Source organism: Bradyrhizobium sp., from assembly GCF_030654605.1.
In the GTDB taxonomy this organism is placed as follows: domain Bacteria; phylum Pseudomonadota; class Alphaproteobacteria; order Rhizobiales; family Xanthobacteraceae; genus Bradyrhizobium.
Window position 1 is genome coordinate 1 of sequence record NZ_JAURXB010000223.1, and the last position, 21,999, is coordinate 21,999.

Genomic DNA, 21,999 nt, shown 5'->3' on the forward strand with positions numbered 1-21,999 from the left:
CGGCCTGCCCGACAGCGCCACGCCACATGCGCTGCGGCATTCCTTCGCCACCCATCTGCTGAACCGCGGCGGTGACCTCCGCGCGATCCAGGAGCTGCTCGGCCACGCTTCGCTCTCGACCACCCAGATCTACACCGGGATCGACTCTGAGCGGCTGCTGGAAGTCTACAAGTCGGCGCATCCGCGCGCGTAGAAACAATTCTCTCCAACCTGACACACTGGCGTCACATCGGCTTGGCACTTGCGCAGGCGACGGTGTTCGGTCAATCGTGGATGTATTCCACCAGGGGGAGAGAATCATGGGCGCACATGAAAGCATGGAGCACGCGGAGCATGCCGAGCACGCTTCCGGCTCCAACAAGAACATCGCACTGCTGATCGCCGTTATCGCGTTGTTTCTGGCGTTCTCGGAAACGCTGGGCAAGGGTGCGCAGACCGACTCCATCAGCAAGAACGTCGAGGCCTCCAACCTGTGGGCGTTCTTCCAGGCCAAGAGCATCCGCCGCACGGTGGTCGAGGCGACCTCGGATCAGGCCCGCTTGAGCCTCGGCGTGATGGGAGACGATGCCGCCAAGGCAGCGCTGGTGAAGCAGATCGAGAACTGGAAGAAGACCGCGGCGCGCTACCGCTCGGAGCCGGAAACCGGCGAAGGCTCGGAGCAGCTGGCCTCGCGCGCCAAGCAGGCCGAGCATGCCCGCGATCTCTCGTTGGCGAAATACCATCATTACGAGGTCGCCTCGGCGGCGTTCCAGATCGGCATCGTGCTGGCATCGGCCACCATCATCACCGGCATGATCGCACTGGCCTGGGTCGCGGGCTTGTTGGCGGTCACCGGCCTGGCCTTCACGGCGATCGGCCTGTTCGCGCCCCATGCGGTGCATTTGATGTGAGCTTGGGATTCTAACCAAGCTCTCAGCGGACCCAGTCTCGCCTCTCCCATCGGGAGAGGTGGAAACCGAGTTCGCCGAAAGGCCGTATCAAAACACTGCGCACGCTCACCGCGCTTCGTGCGCGTTCTTGCGGAAGCGCTGGATCAGTTGCCGCGTCCGCGATAGCCAGCCATCGCCATCGCTGCGCATGGCTTCCCTGATCCGCAGCTTGATCGGATTGACCAGCTCGGCGGCTTTGGCCCGCAATGCCAGCACCCACTCATAGATCTTTGCGAACCACTGCATCTGCAGCAGTTTCGGCCGCGTCAGATCGAAGATGAAGGCTGTCACGCCGAGGCCCAGGAATTTCGCGAACACCATCATCGTGACGGCGCTGATCCAGTATTCATGGGTCAGCAGCCAAAGCCCCAGCAGCTTCAGCGGAAACAGCAGGATGGCGGGCACGACGAACACGATCAGCGTCAGCGCCGGCGACAACGCAGCGATTTTTTCGGCGAGCCAATGCTTGAAAGCGCGCAGCGGAATCCGCGCGACCACCCGCTCCACGACGGGTTCGAGGTGATCCCACAGCCACGCCTCGATCAGGAAGATGACCGCGAGCAGGACCCAGAGTGGCTTGAACAGGCGGCGCATCAATGTTGTCTCCGCCCGGCCGGGCGCAGATCACATATGGATGGCGCGTTTGCCGACCGCAAGCGCGGCTTCCTTGACGGCTTCCGAGCGAGTCGGATGGGCGTGGCAGGTGCGCGCCAGATCCTCGGCGGAGCCGCCGAACTCCATCAAGACGCAGGCCTCATGGATCAATTCCCCTGCTTCGCGGCCGATGATGTGCACACCGAGCACCCGATCGGTCTTCGCATCTGCGAGAATCTTCACGAAGCCATCCGTGGTCTGGTTGACCTTGGAACGGCCGTTGGCGGTGAACGGAAACTTGCCGACCGTATAGGCGACGCCGGCCTGCTTCAGCTCTTCCTCGGTCTTGCCGACGGCCGACACTTCCGGCGTAGTATACACAACGCCGGGTATAACGTCGTAATTCACGTGGCCGGCCTGCCCCGCGAGAATTTCGGCGCAGGCGACGCCTTCGTCCTCGGCCTTGTGCGCGAGCATCGGACCCGCCACGACATCGCCGATCGCATACACGCCCTTCACGCTGGTGGCGAAATGCGCATCGATCTGGACGCGGCCGCGATTGTCGAGCACGACACCGGCTTCCTTCAAGCCGAGGCCCTCGGTGTAGGGAACGCGCCCGATGCAGACCAGCACCACGTCAGCTTCGAGCTTTTCGGCAGCCCCGCCCGCCGCCGGCTCGACACTGGCCGAGAGCGTCTTGCCCGAGGTATCGACGCCGGTGACCTTGGCGCCGAGCTTGAAGGCAAACCCCTGCTTTTCGAGAATGCGCTGGAATTGCTTTGCCACCTCGCCGTCCAGGCCCGGCAGGATGCGGTCGAGGAACTCCACCACGGTGACCTTGGCGCCGAGCCGGTGCCACACCGAGCCGAGCTCGAGCCCGATCACGCCGGCGCCGACGATCAGAAGGCTCGAAGGCACCTTGTCGAGCGCCAGCGCGCCGGTCGACGACACGATGCGCTTCTCGTCGATCTCGATGCCCTTCAGCCGCGCGATATCGGAGCCGGTGGCGATCACGATGTTTTTGGTCTCGACCAGCTGAGTCTTGCCGTCGGCGCCTGACACTTCGACCTTGCCGGTGCCGAGCACCTTGCCCTTGCCGGGGATGACATCGATCTTGTTCTTCTTCATCAGGAACTCGACGCCCTTGACGTTGCCGTCGATGCCCTGCTGCTTGAAATTCATCATCGCGGGCAGGTCGAGTTTCGGCGCGGACACGCTGATACCCATTTTGGCGAAGGAATGCCCGGCCTCCTCGAACATTTCGGAGGCATGCAGCAGTGCCTTCGAGGGCATGCAGCCGACATTGAGGCAGGTGCCGCCGAGCGTGGCGTTTTTTTCGACCACGGCGACCTTCATGCCGAGCTGCGCCGCGCGCACCGCGCAGACATATCCGCCGGGGCCGGTGCCGATGATAACGAGATCGTAGGAAGCCATGAAAAACTTTCTATTCAGCTAGCGAGGTGAAGAAGACCGGCTTGACGCTCGGCGCGTTGACGCAAGGAATCCGACCCGAAGTCGATCTCGTCTCCCTGATCGTCGAGCCAGAAGATTTTGTGACCGTGCTCCTCGAGTTTGACATCGTCAAAACGTGCGGGGGTGGTGCGGAGAAATTCGAACATTTCTCCCTTCGTGAACAGCGGCCGCAAGTCCACGACACCGGCAAAACCATCCACCCAGACAATCTTGACGACGCCGAATATGACCGGCTCGACACTTTGCATGGCGACTATGTCAGTCATTTATCTTCTCCGGCTTCCGCAATTCTTCCACGGCGGTCCAGGCATTCATCAATCCCGACTGATGTCGGGCGGCCCAGGATAGCACACGGTTGAGTTTCGCGGGAGGCAGCGAACCACGCAAAACCCTGCAGTTTCGGATTTCAATCTGGGCCACAAATTCGGCGGAACGGGCATGGAAGTGCGGCGGAGGATGCTCATCCGGATAGAACTCGATCTTCACTCCATCGACGATTGCAACAACGGGCACAGCCTTCTCCGCTATCACAGAGGTATTAGCGCCCGCCCGATACGTCGAGAATGGCTGATGTCACGTAGGAGGCATCGTCCGACATCAGCCAGACGATGGCGCTGGCGATTTCGTCTGATGTGCCGACGCGCTTCATCGGAACGCCAGTAGCGAGCCGATGCGCGCGGTCGGGGTCGCCGCCCGAGGCGTGGATTTCGGTGTCGATCAGGCCGGGCCGGATCGCGGCGACACGAATGCCCTCGCCGGCGACTTCGTGTCCGAGGCCAATGGTGAAGGAATCGATCGCGCCCTTGGATGCTGCGTAATCGACATAGGTGTTGGGCGAACCGAGCTTGGCGGCTACCGACGACAAATTGACGATGACGCCGCCCTGACCACCGTGGCGGGTCGACATCCGCTTCACCGCCTCGCGCGCGCACAGAATGCTGCCGGTGACGTTGACCGCCATCATGCGCTGGATCCGCTCGGCCGACATCTCGTCGACCCGCGACGTGGTTCCGACGATGCCGGCATTGTTGACCAGCGCGCCGAGCGTCCCGAAACCGTCGGCCGCCTTGAACATCGCGAGGATGTCGTGCTCGTCGCCGACGTCGCATTTCACCGCGATCGCCTTGCCGTTCCGACCCTCGATGGCGGCGACCACCTGGCGCGCCGCGGCTTCATTCGAAGCGTAACCGACGACCACGCGAAAGCCACGCGCGGCGGCCGCAATCGCCGTGGCGCGGCCGATGCCACGGCTGCCGCCGGTGATAATCACTACTCTGTCGGTCAAATCTGCCCCCTAGAAAACCCGGATGAACTCCCCCTTGGTCAGCACCCAACATCGGCGCAGGCACCGGGAGGAGGTGCTATTTCACCGTTGTTAAAAGGTGAAGTTTTTCTCGATCAATGTAAGTCGGGAGGGTCGTTTGATCGTCGATAACCGCACTGGAGAGCTGTTCCAGAGTAAGGTTTTTAGCCCCGGTCAAATCTGCTCCCCTCAGGATAGCTCCATCGAGGAGCGCTCCCGCAAAATCAGCCCCTCGAAAAACTGCATTTGTTGCATCGACCTTGGTCATATTGGCACCCCGAAGCGAGGCACCACTGAGATCGGTCCGCCTGACGAAAGCTCCATGCAAATCGAGAGTGCTAGCTTGGGTAACATCCTTAGATTTCAGCATCGGATTCTCCAAGTCTACTTCGAAGCGTCTTCATGATTTCCTTGATGTCGATCGGCGGATCGTCGTCGCCATAATCGATGCTACCCGCTCTCAAATAAGCCTGAAGAAGCTCGAAAACAGGATTCGAAAGATCGGGAAAATCCTTCGCGACCTCCCGAAGAACATAGATCGCCGCCAGGCGAACCTCAAGGTTCGGATCACGCAGTTGCCCCGCCGCTCGATTAAATAGCTCCGTCACATGAGCGCGCCTTGCGAGTGCCGCTTGAGCATTTGCGGATTTGGCCTGCAACGCGGCAGGCGACAACTGCCGCCATGCCAAAAGGCTGCCTACTACAGCGGCAATCGTCAGCGCCGCATTTCTGATCAGTTCTGAAAGTGCGACCCATTCAGCCATCTATCGCCATCACAGATCCAGCACCAGCCGTGCCGGATCTTCCAGGCTTTCCTTGACGCGGACCAGGAACGTCACCGCTTCCTTGCCGTCGATGACGCGGTGATCGTAGGACAGCGCCAGATACATCATCGGGCGGATCTCGACCTTGCCGGCGATGGCGACGGGGCGCTCCTGGATCTTGTGCATGCCGAGAATGGCGGACTGCGGCGCGTTCAGGATCGGCGTCGACATCAGCGAACCGTAGATGCCGCCATTGGTGATGGTGAAGGTGCCGCCCTGCATCTCGTCGATCTTGAGCTGGCCGTCGCGGGCGCGGCGGCCGAAATCGGCAATGTTCTTTTCGATGTCGGCGATCGACTTGTTGTCGCAGTCACGCACGACAGGCACCACCAGGCCCTTGTCGGTGCCGACGGCGACGCCGACGTGATAGTAATTCTTGTAGATCAGGTCGGTGCCGTCGATTTCGGCATTGGCGGCCGGGATGTCCTTCAGCGCCTGCACGCAGGCCTTGGTGAAGAAACCCATGAAGCCGAGCTTGGCTCCGTGCTTCTTCTCGAACACGTCCTTGTACTGCGCGCGCATCGCCATGATGTGGCTCATGTCGACCTCGTTGAAGGTCGTCAGCATCGCGGCGGTGTTCTGCACGTCCTTGAGGCGGCGCGCGATGGTCTGGCGCAACCGCGTCATCTTCACGCGCTCCTCGCGCGCGGCATCGTCGGCCGGCGATGGCGCCCGCACCTGCACCGCGGCGGCCGGCTGATTGACCGGGGTCGGCGCCGAGGCCGCCTTCTCGATCGCAGCCAGCATGTCGCCCTTGGTCACCCGTCCATCCTTGCCGGAGCCGGGCACCGTGGCGGCATCGACGCCGCTCTCGGCGGAAATCTTGCGCACCGACGGCGCCAGCGGCGCGTCTGCCGCAGGAGCCTTTGGCGCGGCCGCGGGGGCTGCGGCAGCGGGCGCCGGTGCAGCAGGTGCGGCAGCCTTGGCGGGTGCCGCGGCGGGCTTGGCGGCAGCGACGGCGCCGTCATTGATCTGGCCGAGCAACGCGCCGACCGCGACGGTCTCGCCGTCCTTGGCGATGATGTCGCCGAGCGTGCCCGCGGAGGGCGCCGGAACCTCGATCGTGACCTTGTCGGTCTCCAGTTCGACCAGGGGTTCATCGACCGCCACGGCATCGCCGGCCTTCTTGAACCAGCGGCCGATGGTGGCCTCGGTCACGGACTCGCCGAGTGTCGGAACGCGAATTTCAGTCATCGTTTTGTTTCCTCAATAATCAATTCTGCTGTCATCGTCCGCCTTGTGCGCGATTGCGCACCGGGGGCGGACGATCCAGTACGCCGGGACGGTCAGGATCGGGTCGAACGGCGCCGGGTACTGGATCCCCCGCTTTCGCGGGGGATGACGAATGAAAGTTTGTTCAGCCCAGCGCGTCGTCCAGGAACGCCTTGAGCTGCGCCAGATGCTTCGACATCAAACCGGTAGCGGTCGCCGCCGAGGCCGCGCGTCCGGCGTAGCGCGGACGCTTGTTCGGCGCGTGGATCTGGTTCAGCACCCATTCGAGATAGGGCTCGATGAAATGCCACGCGCCCATGTTGCGCGGCTCTTCCTGGCACCAGACCAGTTCGGCGCCCTTGAAGCGCGCGAGCTCGTGCACCAGCGCCTTCAGCGGCACCGGATAGAGCTGCTCGACGCGCATCAGGTAGATGTCGTCTATGCCGCGCTTTTCGCGCTCGTCGTACAGATCGTAATAGACCTTGCCCGAGCACAGCACGACGCGGCGGATCTTGTCGTCCGACACCAGCTTGATCTTCTCGTCCGGCAGCATCGCCGCATCATCGTAGAGCAGGCGGTGGAACGTGGTGTCGGCGCCGAGTTCGTCGAGCCGCGATACCGCGCGCTTGTGCCGCAGCAGCGACTTTGGCGTCATCAGGATCAGCGGTTTGCGGATTTCGCGGTGCAGCTGGCGCCGCAGCACGTGGAAGAAATTGGCGGGGGTGGTGGCGTGCACCACCTGCATGTTGTCTTCGGCGCACATCTGCAGGAAGCGCTCCAGCCGGGCGGAAGAATGCTCCGGTCCCTGCCCTTCATAACCGTGCGGCAGCATGCAGACGAGGCCGGACATGCGCAGCCATTTGCGCTCGCCGGACGAGATGAACTGGTCGAACAGCACCTGCGCGCCGTTGGCGAAATCGCCGAACTGCGCTTCCCAGACCGCCAGCGCCTTCGGTTCCGCCAGCGAGTAGCCGTACTCAAAGCCGAGCACCGCTTCTTCCGACAGCAGCGAGTTGATGACTTCGTAATGGCCCTGGTCGACGCCGAGATGATTGAACGGCGTGTAGCGACTCTCGTCCTCCTGATCGATCAGCACCGAGTGCCGCTGCGAGAAGGTGCCGCGCTCGGAATCCTGTCCCGACAGCCGGACGTGATGGCCTTCCTCCAGCAGCGTACAGAACGCCAGCGCCTCGCCGGTCGCCCAGTCGATGCCGACGCCGTTGTCGATCGCCTTGGCACGGTTTTCCAGGAACCGCTGCACCGTGCGATGGACCCGGAAGCCGTCGGGCACCTTGGTGATCCTGCGGCCGATATCCCTGAGAACCTCGACATCGACGCCGGTAACGCCGCGGCGCGGATCCTCTTCCTGGTCGGCCGACTTGAACCCGGCCCATTTGCCGTCGAGCCAATCGGCCTTGTTGGGCTTGTAGCCCGCACCGGCCTCGAGCTCGGCATCGAGCCGGGCGCGCCAGTCGGCCTTGGCCTTCTCGACTTCACCCTCGGTGATCACGCCTTCGGCGATCAGCCGCTTGGAGTAGATCTCGACGGTACCGGGATGCGTGGCGATGCGCTTGTACATCACCGGCTGGGTGAATGCCGGCTCGTCGCCTTCGTTATGGCCATGCCGGCGGTAGCAGAACATGTCGATGACGACCGGCTTGTGGAATTTCTGCCGGAATTCGATCGCCACCTTGGCCGCGAATACCACCGCTTCCGGATCGTCGCCGTTCACATGGAAGATCGGCGCGTCGATCATCTTCGCCACGTCGGACGGATAGGGCGACGAGCGCGAATAGCGCGGATAGGTGGTGAAGCCGATCTGGTTGTTGACGATGAAGTGCAGCGAACCGCCGGTGCGGTAGCCCTTCAGGTCGGACAGCGCGAAGCATTCCGCCACCACGCCCTGGCCGGCGAACGCGGCGTCGCCATGCATCAGCATCGGCAGCACCGAAATGCGCATGTCCGGCGGATCGCCATGCTGGTCCTGCTTGGCGCGCACCTTGCCGAGCACCACGGGGTCGACGATTTCGAGATGCGAGGGGTTGGCGGTCAGCGACAGATGGATCTTGTTGTTGTCGAACTCGCGGTCCGACGAGGCGCCGAGATGATATTTGACGTCCCCGGAGCCCTCGACCGCGTCCGGATTGGCCGAGCCGCCCTTGAATTCATGGAACAGCGCGCGATGCGGCTTGCCCATCACCTGGGTCAGCACGTTGAGGCGGCCGCGATGCGGCATGCCGACCACGATTTCCTTCACGCCGAGATTGCCGCCGCGCTTGATGATCTGCTCCAGCGCCGGAATCAGCGATTCGCCGCCGTCGAGGCCGAACCGCTTGGTGCCGGTGAATTTTACGTCGCAGAACTTCTCGAAGCCTTCAGCCTCGATCAGCTTCATCAGAATGGCGCGACGCCCTTCGCGGGTAAAACTGATTTCCTTGTCCGGGCCCTCGATGCGCTCCTGGATCCAGGCTTTCTGCGCGCCGTTGGTGATGTGCATGAACTCGACGCCGAGCGTCTGGCAATAGGTCCGCTCGCAGATCGCGACGATCTCGCGCAGGGTCGCGTATTCGAGGCCGAGCACGTGATCGAGGAAGATCTTGCGATCGTAGTCGGCCTCGGTGAAGCTGTAGGACCGCGGATCGAGCTCTTCGCGGTCGCGCGCCGGTTCGATCCCGAGCGGGTCGAGCTTGGCGTGGAAGTGGCCGCGCATGCGGTAGGCGCGGATCAGCATCAGGGCGCGGACCGAATCGCGGGTGGCCTGATGGATATCGGCTGCCGTCAGCTCGCTGGTCTTCTCGCCCTTGGGCTGGGCCTGCGCCTTGGCTGCGAGCTTGGCGCCGACGACCTTTTCGACCTGCGCCCAGTTCCCGTCGAGTGCGGAGGTCAGGTCGTCGCGCGGCGTCAGCGGCCAGTTGTCCCGGCCCCAGGACGGCCCGTCTGCGTTCTTTTGCGCGTCGGCGGGAGCGTCCTTCAGGCTCTTGAAGAAGGCCTGCCAGTCGGCGTCGACCGAATTGGGGTCCTTCTCGTAGCGGGCGTAGAGATCGTCGATATAAGGAGCATTGGTGCCCTGCAAAAACGAGGAGAGGGCAAAGGCGGCGTTCGCATCTTGGCGAGACATAAGGGCGTCCTGGTGATTTTCGAGCGCATGGAATACGGCGCAACGGCCAATCCGGGCACCGGATCAGCCTGATAGGGCACCTTTTACCCTATTTAGGGCGAATGTTCGCCCCGAAAAGAACCAAGGATTGAATTAAGACTTCAACTTTTCGACAAGAGTCTTTCCGAGCCGCGCCGGGGACGGCGAGACCGTGATACCGGCCGCTTCCATCGCCGCGGTCTTGGAACCGGCGTCGCCCTTGCCGCCGGAGATGATCGCGCCGGCATGGCCCATGCGGCGGCCGGGAGGGGCAGTGACACCCGCGATGAAGCCGACCATCGGCTTGGATCGGCCGCGCCTGGCCTCGTCCCGGATGAACTGGGCGGCGTCTTCCTCGGCGGAACCGCCAATTTCGCCGATCATGACGATCGAGGTGGTCTTGGGATCGGCCAGGAACATTTCCAGCATGTCGATGAATTCGGTGCCCTTGACCGGATCGCCGCCGATGCCGACCGCGGTGGTCTGGCCGAGGCCTTCCTGGCTGGTCTGGAACACGGCTTCGTAAGTCAGCGTGCCCGAGCGCGACACGATGCCGACATTGCCGGGCTTGAAGATGTTGGCCGGCATGATGCCGATCTTGCATTCGCCGGCGGTCATCACGCCGGGGCAATTCGGTCCGATCAGCCGCGACTTCGATCCCGCCAGCGAGCGCTTGACGCGCACCATGTCGAGCACCGGAATGCCCTCGGTGATGCAGACGATCAGCGGAATTTCCGCATCGATGGCTTCGCAGATCGCGTCGGCCGCGCCCGGCGGCGGCACGTAGATCACGCTGGCATCGGCGCCGGTCTTTTCCCGCGCCTCGGCCACGGTGTCGAACACCGGCAGATTGAGATGCACCGACCCGCCTTTGCCCGGCGAGGTGCCGCCGACCATCCTGGTGCCATAGGCGATCGCCGCTTCCGAATGAAAGGTGCCGTTCTTGCCGGTAAACCCCTGGCAGATGACTTTGGTATTCTTGTCGATCAAGATGGACATGTCTGGATTTGCTTTCGCGGACGGCGGGTCAAAGGGATCAGTGGATGCGCCGGTAAACGCCGGTGAGCACGTCGGCCCAGCCTTCCGAGTCAGGCGAGAACTGGATTTTCATGCTGTAGCTGTTGTCGTCGATGATTTCGTAGACATGGCGCGCATTGCCGCGCAGCGAGCCGCGTACCAGGATCAGGGTCGTGCCGCTCCAGCCGCCGGAGGCCGGCGACGGCGGGTAATAGCCGAGCGAATCGTGCCAGAACAATTTGTAGAGCCGGTCTTCGCGGTCATAGGTGAACACGCCATGCGTCGCAAAGGTTTCATGGCCGTCGCGGGTCTGGCGGGTGTCCTGGATCAGATAGAAGCCGTTGAGGTCGATGCGGGCCGTAACGTGCGAGACGGCGGGACCACCGGCGGTCCAGCGCGACGGATACACCATCTCTTCGCCGGTCCACTCGCCCGCGAACGCCGCGAGCCTGCGATGCTCCCCGAGCGGCGTCGGTGCGGCGAGATGGTCCTGCGCCATGGGCCTAGCCTCCCTTGACGGCCTTGACGATCTTCTGCGCGGAATCGTCGAGGTTGTCGCCGGTCAGCACGTTGAGCCCGGAATCCGAGATGATCTTCTTGCCGGCTTCGACATTGGTGCCTTCCAGCCGCACCACCAGCGGCACTTTCAGGCCGACATCCTTCACCGCCGCCACCACGCCCTCGGCGATGATGTCGCACTTCATGATGCCGCCGAAAATGTTGATCAGGATACCCTTCACGTTGGGATCGGCGGTGATGATCTTGAACGCCGCGGTGACCTTGGCCTTGTCGGCGCCGCCGCCGACGTCGAGGAAGTTCGCCGGCGCCATGCCGTAGAGCTTGATGATATCCATGGTCGCCATCGCGAGACCGGCGCCGTTGACCATGCAGCCGATGATGCCGTCGAGCGTAATGTAATTCAGGTCGTATTTCGACGCCTCGATTTCCTTGGCGTCCTCCTCGGTCTCGTCGCGCAGCGCTACCACTTCGGGATGGCGGTAAAGCGCATTGTCGTCGAACGACACCTTGGCGTCGAGCACGCGCAGATCGCCGCCCTTGGTAATGACCAGCGGGTTGATCTCGAGCATCGCCATGTCCTTGGCGGTGAAGGCGGTATAGAGTTGTTTCACCAGCTTCTCGGCCTGCTTGGTGAGATTGCCGGACAGGCCCAGCGCCTTCGCAACGGTGCGGCCGTGATGGGGCATGATGCCGGTGGCCGGGTCGACCGAGAAGGTCACGATCTTTTCTGGCGTCTTGTGCGCGACTTCCTCGATGTTGACGCCGCCTTCGGTGGACACCACGAACGCTACCCGGGAGGTTTCGCGGTCGACCAGGATCGACAGGTAAAACTCCTTGTCGATCTCGGAGCCTTCCTCGACGTAGAGCCGGTTGACCTGCTTGCCGGCCGGTCCGGTCTGCTCGGTCACCAGCGTCGCGCCCAGCATCTGCTTGACGAACTGGTTGACGTCGGCGGCGGACTTGGTGACGCGCACGCCGCCCTTGTCGCCGGCGGAGGCTTCCTTGAATTTCCCCTTGCCGCGCCCCCCGGCGTGGATCTGGCTCTTCACCACCCAGACCGGACCGCCGAGTTCGTCGGTGGCAATGTCGGCGTCGGACGCCTTGAGAATGGCAACCCCGCGCGGCACCGCCACGCCGAATTCCCGCAGCAACGCCTTGGCCTGGTATTCATGGATGTTCATCTGGACGTTCCCCAAACCTTCATGCGGCGAATTTAGAATTCACCCGCTTTTGCCATCTGGCATACCATATACCACGGCCACTGCAAATCCATACTGCTTCGGAAATCCCGGCGCCTGTTGTTGCGCCGGATCGCGGGGTCCGCATTCAGGCGAACCCCGGACAATCCAGACGGGGTCAGCGGCCGAGCAGATCCGGCGCGATCTTCTTGCAGGCATCGACCAGACCCTGCACCGCGCCGACCGACTTGTCGAAGGCTTCGCGGTCCTTGCCGGCCAGCTCGATCTCGACAATACGCTCGACACCCTTCGATCCGATGACAACGGGCACGCCGACATACATATCCTTCACGCCGTATTCGCCGTTGAGATAGGCCGCGCAGGGCAGCACCCGCTTCTTGTCGCGCAGGTAGCTCTCGGCCATCGCGATCGCGGAAGCCGCCGGCGCATAGAACGCCGAGCCGGTCTTCAAGAGGTTGACGATCTCGGCGCCGCCGTTGCGGGTGCGGTCGACGATCTCGTCGATCCGCGCCTGCGAGGTCCAGCCCATCTTGACCAGGTCGGGCAGGGGAATGCCGGCCACGGTGGAATATTTCACCAGCGGCACCATGGTGTCGCCATGGCCGCCGAGCACGAAGGCGGTGACGTCCTCGACCGAAACGTTGAACTCGTCGGCCAGGAAATAGCGGAAGCGCGAGGAATCCAGCACGCCGGCCATGCCCACCACCTTCTTGTGCGGCATGCCAGAGGCCTTCTGCAGCGCCCACACCATGGCGTCGAGCGGATTGGTGATGCAGATGACGAAGGCGTCGGGGGCATATTTCTTGATGCCGGCGCCGACCTGCTCCATCACCTTGAGATTGATGCTGAGGAGATCGTCGCGGCTCATGCCGGGCTTGCGCGGCACGCCGGCGGTGACGATGCAGACCTTGGCATTGTCGAGCGCCTCGTAAGAATTGGCGCCGGTGAAATGCGCATCGAAACCGTCAACCGGCGACGATTGCGCGATATCGAGCGACTTGCCCTGCGGCACGCCCTCGGCGATGTCGAACATCACGACGTCGCCGAGCTCCTTCAGGCCGATGAGATGAGCCAGTGTTCCACCGATCTGACCGGAGCCAATCAAAGCAATCTTGTCACGCGCCATGGGAAATCTGTCCTGTAAAGGTCAAGGAGGAGGATAGAAGAAGCTGGATGGCTGGTTATCCCTTTCGCGGGACCCGTTCAAGTCAACCTATGCCCAATTATCGACCCTGCCTTGATTTCGGTCAGAGGTATACCAGCGCGCCTGCGCCAAGTGGCGCATCCCGGAATGACGAGCCTATGTCTCCACCAGCCCCGAGCTCGACCCGCTGGCCGCCGAATCCTTGTGGCCGTGGGGCAGCGCCAGATAGGATTCCGAGCTCATCTCGATCAGCCGCGACGACGTCCGCTTGAACTCGTTGGCCTCATGGCCTTCGGTCGCGACATACAGCGACAGCGGATCGGCCTCGGCGGAGGCCATCAGTTTCACCGCGTTGTCATACAGCGTGTCGATCAGCGTGATGAAGCGCTTGGCGGCGTTCCTATCGGCATAATCCATCGCCGGAATGCGATCGATCATGATGGTGTGATAATCGTGCGCGAGTCGCAAATAGTCGGAAGCGGCCAGCGACTTCTCGCAGATGTCTGCGAAGGAAAACCGCGCCACGCCATGCGCCGAACACGGCACATGCAGCTTGCGGCCCTTGATCGCGATATCGCGCGGCCGGCAGGGCGCATTGCCGGTCATCTTGATCCAGGCCTTGTCGAGCGCGGCCGCTGCGGCGTGATCCGCCGGCACCAGCCACATTTTCACACCCGCGAGTTTTTCCAGCCGGAAGTCGGTACGGGCGTCGAGCTGCAGCACGTCCATATGCGTGGATATCTGGGCAATAAAGGGCAGGAACAGCGCGCGGTTGAGGCCGCCCTTGTAGAGATCCTCGGGCGCGACGTTGGAGGTCGCCACCACCACGGTGCCGAGCTCGAACAGTTTTGAGAACAGCCGGCCGAGGATCATCGCGTCGGCGATGTCGGTGACGTGGAATTCGTCGAAGCACAAAAGCCAGGCCTCGTCGAAAATCGCAGCTGCCGTGAGCCCGATCACATCGCCGTCGGAGATCTCGCCGCGCTTGATGTTCTGGCGATAGCCATAGATCCGCTCATGCACCTCGGCCATGAATTCGTGGAAATGGGCGCGGCGCTTGTGCACCACCGGGCTGTGCTGAAAAAACAGATCCATCAGCATGGTCTTGCCGCGCCCGACTTCGCCATGGACGTAGAGGCCGCTCGGCGGCGGCTCGTCCTTGTCGGCGAACAGCCGGCCGAACAGGCTCTGCTTGCGCAGCGGCTTGTAGCCGGCGAGCCGCGCCTCGAGGCCCGCTAACGCCTCGGCGGCCTCCGCCTGCGCAGCATCGGCCTCAATCGCGCCCGAAGACACGAGGCTCTGATAATGGGCGCGGAACGAGGCGTCGGGCGGAGACAGCATGGCCCCCTTACGGCCCTAGCGGGGCGAAAAATGCAAGCCGTGAAATGGTGTGAGGGGTATGCGCTGTCTCGTGTCCCGGACGCGGTGCAGCGTTCTTCACGCTGCTCCGCAGAGCCGGGACCCATTTTTGCCTTTGGTTATGTGTCTGTGCCCCGGCTCTGCAGTGCATCACGCCGAAGGCGGCGCGCTGCACTGCGTCCGGGGCACGAGACCGTCGATCACGCGCTCAGCGCGTATGAATCCTCGACCACATAGGGCCCCCCGCCGGTGGACGCGCGCGAGGAGAACAGCACGAAGCGCGACGCCGTGAACACCCGCGTCGGGAAATAGCCGCGCACCGACAGATAGTCGGCGACGTCCTGGTTGGAGGCGTCGCGCAGCCGCGCCAGCGTCACATGCGGGGTGAATTTGCGGCCCTCGGGGTCGAGCCCGATACGCTGCATCAGGCGTTCCAGCTCGGCCTGCAGCTCGATCAGGGGCCGGCTCGGCACCACCGAGGCGACCACCGCGCGCGGCTTTTTCCCGCCAAAGCTCGACAGGCCCTGCAGTGCCACTTCGAACGGCTTGCGGTTGATTCGAAACAGCAGCGAGGCGATTTCGTTCGCCGCGACGCCGTCGATATCGCCGATGAAGCGCAAGGTGACGTGATAATTTTCGGGGTCGATCCAGCGCGCCCCCGGAAGTCCGCCGCGCAAATTGGAAAGCGTCTGGCCGATCTCGGCCGGGATTTCCAGTCCAGTGAACAAACGCGGCATCGCAAGGACTCCCGATGCAGAACCCGGTACCGAATCACCGATAATTATTTTTAGCGCAGGAATGTGACTCTGCGAAGCTTCCGGCATGGGGCCCTGAGAAAACTCCTGTGCCTAAGGTTATCGCTGCCTGTTTTTCAACTGGGTTGCCCTGTTATCGCGCCGAGAAATGCCTCTACCGTGGGCAGGATGTTCTTGACGATGACGTCGATGCCCTCCGCGGTGGGATGCAGCCCGTCCGGCTGATTGAGCCTGGCCTCGGTGGCGACACCCTCGAGGAAGAACGGATACAGCGGCACGCCGAACTGCCGGGCGATATCGGGATAGATCGCGTTGAAGCGGGCCGAGTAGTCGGCTCCGTAATTCGGCGGCGCCAACATCCCGCACAGCAAAACCGAGATCCCGCGCGCCTTCAGCCGCGTCAGGATGTCGGTCAGGGCCGATCGGGTGACCTTGGGATCGATGCCGCGCAGCGCGTCATTGGCGCCGAGCTCGAGAATCACCGCCTGAGTTCCCTCCGGCACCGACCAGTCGAGCCGGTCGCGGCCGCCCGAAGAGGTGTCGCCGGAAACCCCGGCGTTGATCATGTCAACGGCTATCCCTTTGGACTGCAAGGCCTTTTGTAACCGCGCCGGAAACGCCGCAGGGGCCGACAGGCCAAGGCCCGCACTCAGCGAATCACCCAAAACGACCATCTTCACCGGCTTTGTCTCCCGGGCCGCCGTCGTCTGGGCATAAGCCGCGGCGGGCGCCAGCAGCAGCAGGCTCAACACGAGCATGTGCGCGAACATCCGCCGTGCCCCCTCGACCTGTCGTAAGGAAGTGCCATATGAGCGGACCATGGACAGTCTCATCAAATCCTCATCACTGGCCGGCCTCGCGCCGGACACCATTGCCATCTCGAACGTCAACCTCTCGCTCGGTACGGGCGCGGCGCGCGTTCATATCCTCAAGGATATCAGCCTGCGGGTCGCTCCAGGCGAAGCGATCGGCCTGATCGGCCCCTCCGGGTCAGGAAAATCCACCCTGCTGATGGTGATGGCGGGATTGGAGCGTCCTGACAGCGGAGAGGTGGTGGTCAGCGGCACCCCGTTCAATGCCCTCGGCGAGGACGCGCTGGCGCGCTTTCGCGGCCGCCAGGTCGGCATCGTGTTCCAGTCGTTTCATCTGATCCCGACCATGACGGCGCTGGAAAATGTCGCGGTGCCGCTGGAACTCGCCGGCAATCCCGATGCGTCCCGGCGCGCGGCGCACGAGCTGACGTCGGTCGGTCTCGGCGACCGCCTGCATCATTACCCCACCCAATTGTCCGGTGGCGAACAGCAGCGCGTCGCACTGGCCCGCGCGCTGGCGCCCGATCCGGCGATCCTGGTGGCGGACGAGCCCACCGGCAATCTCGACGAAGCCACCGGCAAGCAGATCGTCGATCTCCTGTTCACCAAGCATGCCGAGCGCGGCATGACCCTGGTGCTGGTGACTCACGACACCTCGCTGGCGCAGCGCTGCGACCGCGTGGTGCGGCTGCGCTCCGGCCGGATCGACAACACCCAGCCGGCCGATAAAGAAGCCGCTTCATGAGTCTTGTCAGGACCGCCGAAGGCATGGCCGCCGAACCCGCCTCCGGCGGCAGCCGCGGGGCTTCGCTCGCCTTGCGTTACGCCCTGCGCGAATTACGCAGCGGCCTGCGCGGCTTCTATGTGTTCATCGCCTGCATCGCGCTCGGCGTGATGGCGATTGCCGGAGTCGGCTCGGTGGCGGCTAGCCTCAGCGACGGGCTGGCGCGCGAGGGCCGCACCCTGCTCGGCGGCGACGTCGCCTTCTCCCTGATCCAGCGCGAGGCCAAGCCGGACGAAATCGCGTTTCTGCGATCGCGCGGCGAGGTATCCGTGGCGGCAACGCTGCGCGGCATGGCCCGCACCGGCGATGGCCGTCTCGCCTTGGTCGAGCTCAAGGCGGTGGACGGCGCCTACCCGATGCTCGGCGAACTGACGCTCAAACCCAAGATGCCGGTGGCGGATGTGCTGGCGGAGCGGGATGGTGCGTTCGGCGCGGCGGCCGATTCGATTCTGCTGGCGCGGCTCGATCTCAAGATCGGTGACCGCATCTCGGTCGGCAATGCGACATTCCAGATTCGCAGCGTGGTCTCGGCCGAGCCGGACAAACTGGCCGGCGGCGTCGGGTTGGGCCCGCGATTCCTGGTCAGCGAAGCCGGCCTGCGCGCCACCGAATTGCTGCAGCCGGGCAGCCTGGTGCGCTGGATCTACCGGGTAAGACTGCCCGATACCGCCGCCAATGATCGCGCCGCGACCGCGCTCGCCAACGATGCACGCAGCACCCTGCCCGAGGCCGGCTGGGAGATTCGCAGCCGCGGCAACGCCTCGCCGCAACTCGAACGCACCATCAACCGCTTCACCCAGTTCCTGACCCTGGTCGGCCTCGCCGCTTTGCTGGTCGGCGGCGTCGGCGTCGCCAACGCCGTCAAGAGCCACATCGATCGCCGCCGCGACGTCATCGCCGCCTTCAAGGCGCTGGGCGCCACCGGCCGCGACGTCTTCACCATCTATCTGACCCAGGTGGTCGTGCTCGCCACCGTCGGCTCGGTGATCGGCCTCGTCGCCGGCGCGGCACTGCCCTTCGCCATCGTGGGCGTGTTCGGCAAGCTGTTGCCGCTGCCGGTGGTGCCGGCGCTGCATCTCGATGAGCTCGCGCTGTCGTTCGTCTACGGCCTGTTGACCGCGCTCGCCTTCGGACTGTGGCCGCTCGGCCGGGTGCATGACGTCCCGGTGGCGGCGCTGTTCCGCGAGGCGGTCAGCAGCGAATGGCATCGCCCGCGCTGGGGTTATCTGGTGCTGATGGCTGCCGTGATCGCGCTGCTGATCGCGGTGGCGATCGGGCTGGCCTATGACAAGCGGGTCGCGGCGGTGTTCGTGGCCTCCTCGATCGTGGTGTTCGCGCTGCTGCGCGGCATCGCCGCCGGCCTGATGGCGCTGGCGCGACGCCTGCCGCGCACCCGCATCACCATGCTGCGGCTGGCGATCGCCAATATCTACCGGCCCGGCGCGCTGACGCCCTCGGTGGTGATGTCGCTCGGGCTCGGCCTCGCGGTGCTGGTCACCATCACCCAGATCGACGGCAATCTGCGGCGGCAATTCCTGGCGGCGTTGCCCGACCGCGCGCCGTCGTTCTATTTCATCGATATTCCGACCGGCGAGTCCGGGCGCTTCGACGCCTTCCTGAAGCAGACCGCGCCGCAATCGACCGTCGAGGACGTACCGATGCTGCGCGGCCGCATCGTCGGCGCCCGCGGCGTCAAGGCCGAAGACCTCAAGCCCTCGTCCGATATCGCATGGGTGCTGCAGAGCGACCGCGGCCTGACCTATACCGGCGAAATCCCCAAGGGATCCAAGGTGGTCGAGGGCCAATGGTGGCAGGCTGATTATGCCGGTCCGCCGCTGGTCTCGATCGAGAAGAAAATCGCCGACGGACTCGGAGTGACGATCGGCGACGAGATCGTCGTCAATGTGCTCGGCCGCGACATCAAGGCCAGCATCGGCAATATGCGCACCGTGGACTGGCAGGGCCTCGGCATCAATTTCGCGCTGGTCTTCTCGCCCAACGCCTTCAAGGGCGCGCCGCATACCCATATCGCGACCCTGACCGAGGCCCACCCGGACCCGGCCGGCGATGCCCGGATCGTCAAGGCGGTGGCCGACGCCTTCCCGATGGTGACCAGCGTGCGGGTCCGCGAGGCGCTCGAAACCATCGGCACGGTCGTGACCAACCTGGTGCTGGCGATCCGCGGCGCCAGCATCGTGACCCTGATATCGGCCATTCTGGTGCTCGGCGGCGCGCTGGCCGCCGGCCACCGCCACCGGGTCTACGACGCCGTCATTCTGAAAACCCTGGGCGCCACAAGGGCACGGCTGCTCGGCGCCTACGCGCTGGAATATCTGATGATCGGCTTTGCCACCGCGATTTTCGGGGTGATCGCCGGTTCCGTTGCCGCCTGGCTGATCGTGACCCGGCTGATGACGCTGAGTTTCATCTGGCAGGCCGGCAGCGCCGCCGGCGTGGTGGCAGCGGCGCTGATCGTGACGGTGGGCCTCGGGTTGCTCGGCACGCTGCTGGCGCTGAACCAGAAGCCGGCTACCGTGCTGCGGAATTTGTGACAAATTGAACAGGTGGCCGCAGGGTTAACGCGGACTGCCGCGAACCGGCCGTTTACGGGGAGTTTCAGCACTCCCGCGTTGGGCGCCGCCGGATAACATGCCGCAGAGCGACATTCAGCCGCGCGTGGAAGCTTGCAGTGAATGTGTTAGTTTCCCACATGCCAATCGGGTCAGACGCCGGCTTGTTGACGCGAATGAGTGTCAGACGAGACGGTATCTGAGATAGTTTCTAGCTGGCGTCGCAAACCCTTGCTCCGCCGGGCCAACAAATGGGAATTCGACCATGTCGGACCTAGACCGCAACTACGCTTCTCCTTTCGGCCGGGCCGCCGGGCACATTGACGCTGCGACCGTCGATGCCGGTCTGCGCTCATACATGCTGAGCATTTACAACTACATGGCGATCGGCCTGGCCATCACCGGCCTCGCGGCGCTCGGCGTCTATAAATTCGCCGTCACCAGCGACATGGCCGAGGCGTTCAGATCGGCAACCGGTCAGGCTTTCCGGGTCGCCGAAGGCCAGTTCCTGACCTCGTTCGGCCACATGATGTTCGCGAGCCCGCTGAAATGGGTGTTCATCCTGGCGCCGCTCGCCATGGTGTTCGCGATCTCGTTCGGCATCAACCGGCTCAAGCCCGCCACGGCACAGCTGATGTTCTGGGCGTTCGCGGCGCTGATGGGCATCTCGCTGTCGTCGATCTTCCTGGTGTACACGCACACCTCGATCGTTCGGGTGTTCTTCATCACCGCGGCGACCTTCGGCGCGTTGAGCCTCTACGGCTACACCACCAAGCGTGACATGAGCGGCATGGGCTCGTTCCTGATCATGGGCCTGTTCGGCATCATCATCGCGAGCGTGGTCAACATCTTCCTCGGAAGCTCGATGTTGCAGTTCATCGTGTCGGTCGTCGGCGTGCTGGTGTTCGCGGGCCTCACCGCCTGGGATACCCAGCGGCTGAAGAACGAGTACATCTACGGCTACGCGTCGGAAGGCGGTGAAGTGGCAGAACGTGCGGCGATTACCGGCGCATTGTCGCTCTACCTGAACTTCATCAACCTGTTCACGCTGCTGCTGCAGCTGCTCGGTCAGCGCGACTGACCGCTCGCTCAAGCGGAGTAATTCGAGCCCCGGCCTTGCGGCCGGGGCTTTTCTTTTGCGTGGAGTAAAATAATCTCCACACCATGCAAACTCTCGAGATCAGACCCACCACCGCGGCCGACCTGCCCGCCATCACCGGGATCTACGAACACGCGGTCCGCTACGGCACCGCGACCTTCGAGCTGATCCCGCCCGACCTCGCCGAGATGACCCGGCGCTTCGGCGTGCTGATGGAAGGCGGCTTCCCCTATTTCAGCGCCACAATGGAAGGCCAGTTGATCGGATACGCCTATGCAGGCGCCTACCGGCCACGGCCGGCCTATCGCTTCACGGTGGAAAATTCGGTCTACCTTCAACCGTCAATCCACCGGCGCGGGGTGGGCTTGCAATTGCTGCAACGGCTGATCGCCGAATGCGAAGCCCGCGGCTATCGCCAGATGATCGCGGTGATCGGCGATTCCGCCAACGCCGGATCGATCGGCGTGCATACCAAATGCGGATTTCAGATGATCGGGACCCATCCCGATGTCGGCTTCAAATTCGGCCGCTGGCTCGACACCGTGATGATGCAGCGCGCGCTGGGCGATGGCGGGGGCACGCTGCCGGCAGGTTGAATTACGCTTCCTCATGGTGAGGAGTGCGTCCGGTCAGCGCGCTTGCGCTGCCCGGTGCACGTCTCGAACCATCTGGCACATTGCCCGCTGCCATCCTTCGAGACGCCGCGCGAAAACGCGCGCGGCTCCTCAGGATGAGGATCTCAGGGTTTCACACCACGGCCAGCTTGCGGTCGATCACCAGCAGCACGCGATCGAGTTCATGGCCGCGGCGCAGGATCAGCCCGCTCGCCGAGATCACGCTGTAGATTCCCTGCTTGCGCGCCAGCCGCGGATCTTTCTCGATCCGGTAGATCGGAACTTCCGAGGCGCGGCGGAACACCGAGAACACCGCGCGGTCTTTCAGAAAATCGATGGCGTAGTCGCGCCATTCGCCGTCGGCGACCATGCGCCCGTACAGATTCAGAATGCGATTGAGTTCGATACGATTGAATGTCACAAGGCCCGGCAGCGGACTCGCAGCGACATTGCGCGCCGCCGCGCGCGTTTCGCTTGGATCAGCTTCCTCCGACATTGAGCTCATGGGCGCCTCCTGTCATCTCCAGGACCTGTCATCTCCAAGACCTGTCATCTGAAACACCTGTCATCTGAAAGACATGATCGCGCCAACCGGGCGCGGCTGCAAGAGGTCCCGGCGATCGAATTCACCCGCGACCGAAGGTTACAGCCCCGCA

The 21,999-nt window shown here is 63.6% G+C and carries 23 protein-coding genes; 6 read left to right on the forward strand and 17 right to left on the reverse strand.

Features of this window, described 5'->3' with window-relative positions; translation table 11 throughout:
* Both Q7U29_RS19930 and Q7U29_RS19935 read left to right on the forward strand, forming a co-directional pair.
* A partial coding sequence (locus Q7U29_RS19930; protein ID WP_304744169.1) for a tyrosine-type recombinase/integrase occupies nt 1-193 on the forward strand: 193 nt, incomplete at its 5' end.
* A gap of 106 nt (nt 194-299) precedes the next feature.
* Complete coding sequence (locus Q7U29_RS19935) at nt 300-890, forward strand: DUF4337 domain-containing protein (protein ID WP_304744170.1); 591 nt, start codon at nt 300-302, stop codon at nt 888-890.
* Nucleotides 891-995: 105 nt separating this feature from the next.
* Here Q7U29_RS19935 and Q7U29_RS19940 read toward each other — a convergent pair whose 3' ends face one another.
* The 16 genes from Q7U29_RS19940 to Q7U29_RS20015 form a co-directional block, all read right to left on the reverse strand.
* The gene (locus Q7U29_RS19940; RefSeq protein ID WP_304744172.1) at nt 996-1,526 is read right to left on the reverse strand and encodes a hypothetical protein; all 531 of its coding nucleotides are present in this window, start codon (nt 1,524-1,526) and stop codon (nt 996-998) included.
* A gap of 27 nt (nt 1,527-1,553) precedes the next feature.
* The gene (gene lpdA / locus Q7U29_RS19945) at nt 1,554-2,957 is read right to left on the reverse strand and encodes a dihydrolipoyl dehydrogenase (RefSeq protein ID WP_304744173.1); all 1,404 of its coding nucleotides are present in this window, start codon (nt 2,955-2,957) and stop codon (nt 1,554-1,556) included.
* A gap of 14 nt (nt 2,958-2,971) precedes the next feature.
* A complete protein-coding gene (locus Q7U29_RS19950; protein ID WP_304744175.1) occupies nt 2,972-3,262 on the reverse strand; it encodes a hypothetical protein in 291 nt (96 codons plus the stop codon).
* A complete protein-coding gene (locus tag Q7U29_RS19955) occupies nt 3,255-3,509 on the reverse strand; it encodes a DUF4160 domain-containing protein (RefSeq protein WP_304744177.1) in 255 nt (84 codons plus the stop codon). The genes Q7U29_RS19950 and Q7U29_RS19955 overlap by 8 nt, the downstream gene beginning before the upstream one ends.
* A gap of 25 nt (nt 3,510-3,534) precedes the next feature.
* Entirely contained in the window at nt 3,535-4,281 is a 747-nt protein-coding gene (locus Q7U29_RS19960; RefSeq protein ID WP_304744178.1) for an SDR family oxidoreductase, read from the reverse strand.
* A gap of 76 nt (nt 4,282-4,357) precedes the next feature.
* Nucleotides 4,358-4,669 (reverse strand): pentapeptide repeat-containing protein, encoded by a 312-nt coding sequence (locus Q7U29_RS19965; protein ID WP_304744180.1) that lies wholly within the window; start codon nt 4,667-4,669, stop codon nt 4,358-4,360.
* The gene (locus Q7U29_RS19970) at nt 4,656-5,063 is read right to left on the reverse strand and encodes a hypothetical protein (RefSeq protein ID WP_304744181.1); all 408 of its coding nucleotides are present in this window, start codon (nt 5,061-5,063) and stop codon (nt 4,656-4,658) included. The genes Q7U29_RS19965 and Q7U29_RS19970 overlap by 14 nt, the downstream gene beginning before the upstream one ends.
* Nucleotides 5,064-5,072: 9 nt before the next feature.
* Nucleotides 5,073-6,317: a 2-oxoglutarate dehydrogenase complex dihydrolipoyllysine-residue succinyltransferase gene (odhB, locus tag Q7U29_RS19975; RefSeq protein WP_304744182.1), complete on the reverse strand. Its 1,245-nt coding sequence runs from the start codon at nt 6,315-6,317 to the stop codon at nt 5,073-5,075.
* 163 nt (nt 6,318-6,480) lie between these two features.
* The gene (locus Q7U29_RS19980) at nt 6,481-9,453 is read right to left on the reverse strand and encodes a 2-oxoglutarate dehydrogenase E1 component (RefSeq protein WP_304744184.1); all 2,973 of its coding nucleotides are present in this window, start codon (nt 9,451-9,453) and stop codon (nt 6,481-6,483) included.
* A 132-nt stretch (nt 9,454-9,585) separates the two neighbouring features.
* Nucleotides 9,586-10,470, reverse strand: coding sequence for a succinate--CoA ligase subunit alpha (gene sucD, locus Q7U29_RS19985; protein WP_304744185.1), 885 nt, complete (start codon nt 10,468-10,470; stop codon nt 9,586-9,588).
* A gap of 37 nt (nt 10,471-10,507) precedes the next feature.
* Nucleotides 10,508-10,987 (reverse strand): DUF1579 family protein, encoded by a 480-nt coding sequence (locus Q7U29_RS19990; protein WP_304744187.1) that lies wholly within the window; start codon nt 10,985-10,987, stop codon nt 10,508-10,510.
* 4 nt (nt 10,988-10,991) lie between these two features.
* A complete protein-coding gene (gene sucC / locus Q7U29_RS19995; protein ID WP_304744189.1) occupies nt 10,992-12,188 on the reverse strand; it encodes an ADP-forming succinate--CoA ligase subunit beta in 1,197 nt (398 codons plus the stop codon).
* 175 nt (nt 12,189-12,363) lie between these two features.
* Nucleotides 12,364-13,332, reverse strand: a complete 969-nt coding sequence (gene mdh / locus Q7U29_RS20000; protein WP_304744191.1) for a malate dehydrogenase — start codon at nt 13,330-13,332, stop codon at nt 12,364-12,366.
* Between the two features lie 174 nt (nt 13,333-13,506).
* Nucleotides 13,507-14,691 carry a cell division protein ZapE gene (zapE, locus tag Q7U29_RS20005; protein ID WP_304744193.1) on the reverse strand — a complete coding sequence of 395 codons (1,185 nt, stop codon included), beginning with the start codon at nt 14,689-14,691 and terminating at the stop codon, nt 13,507-13,509.
* 218 nt (nt 14,692-14,909) lie between these two features.
* Nucleotides 14,910-15,446: an RNA 2',3'-cyclic phosphodiesterase gene (gene thpR, locus Q7U29_RS20010; protein WP_304744194.1), complete on the reverse strand. Its 537-nt coding sequence runs from the start codon at nt 15,444-15,446 to the stop codon at nt 14,910-14,912.
* A gap of 134 nt (nt 15,447-15,580) precedes the next feature.
* Nucleotides 15,581-16,285 carry an arylesterase gene (locus Q7U29_RS20015; protein WP_370691794.1) on the reverse strand — a complete coding sequence of 235 codons (705 nt, stop codon included), beginning with the start codon at nt 16,283-16,285 and terminating at the stop codon, nt 15,581-15,583.
* Between Q7U29_RS20015 and Q7U29_RS20020 the strand changes: the two genes are divergently transcribed.
* From Q7U29_RS20020 to Q7U29_RS20035, 4 genes are all read left to right on the forward strand, one after another.
* Nucleotides 16,284-17,021, forward strand: coding sequence for an ABC transporter ATP-binding protein (locus tag Q7U29_RS20020; RefSeq protein ID WP_304744196.1), 738 nt, complete (start codon nt 16,284-16,286; stop codon nt 17,019-17,021). The two genes, Q7U29_RS20015 and Q7U29_RS20020, sit on opposite strands and share 2 nt — an antisense overlap.
* Nucleotides 17,022-17,044: 23 nt before the next feature.
* Nucleotides 17,045-19,612 (forward strand): ABC transporter permease, encoded by a 2,568-nt coding sequence (locus tag Q7U29_RS20025; protein WP_304744225.1) that lies wholly within the window; start codon nt 17,045-17,047, stop codon nt 19,610-19,612.
* Between the two features lie 283 nt (nt 19,613-19,895).
* Complete coding sequence (locus Q7U29_RS20030; protein ID WP_304744198.1) at nt 19,896-20,711, forward strand: Bax inhibitor-1/YccA family protein; 816 nt, start codon at nt 19,896-19,898, stop codon at nt 20,709-20,711.
* A gap of 83 nt (nt 20,712-20,794) precedes the next feature.
* Nucleotides 20,795-21,325 carry a GNAT family N-acetyltransferase gene (locus tag Q7U29_RS20035; RefSeq protein WP_304744200.1) on the forward strand — a complete coding sequence of 177 codons (531 nt, stop codon included), beginning with the start codon at nt 20,795-20,797 and terminating at the stop codon, nt 21,323-21,325.
* Between the two features lie 151 nt (nt 21,326-21,476).
* Here the strand turns inward: Q7U29_RS20035 and Q7U29_RS20040 are convergent, their stop codons facing one another.
* Nucleotides 21,477-21,848 (reverse strand): DUF2794 domain-containing protein, encoded by a 372-nt coding sequence (locus tag Q7U29_RS20040; protein ID WP_304744202.1) that lies wholly within the window; start codon nt 21,846-21,848, stop codon nt 21,477-21,479.
* Nucleotides 21,849-21,999: the final 151 nt, after the last annotated feature.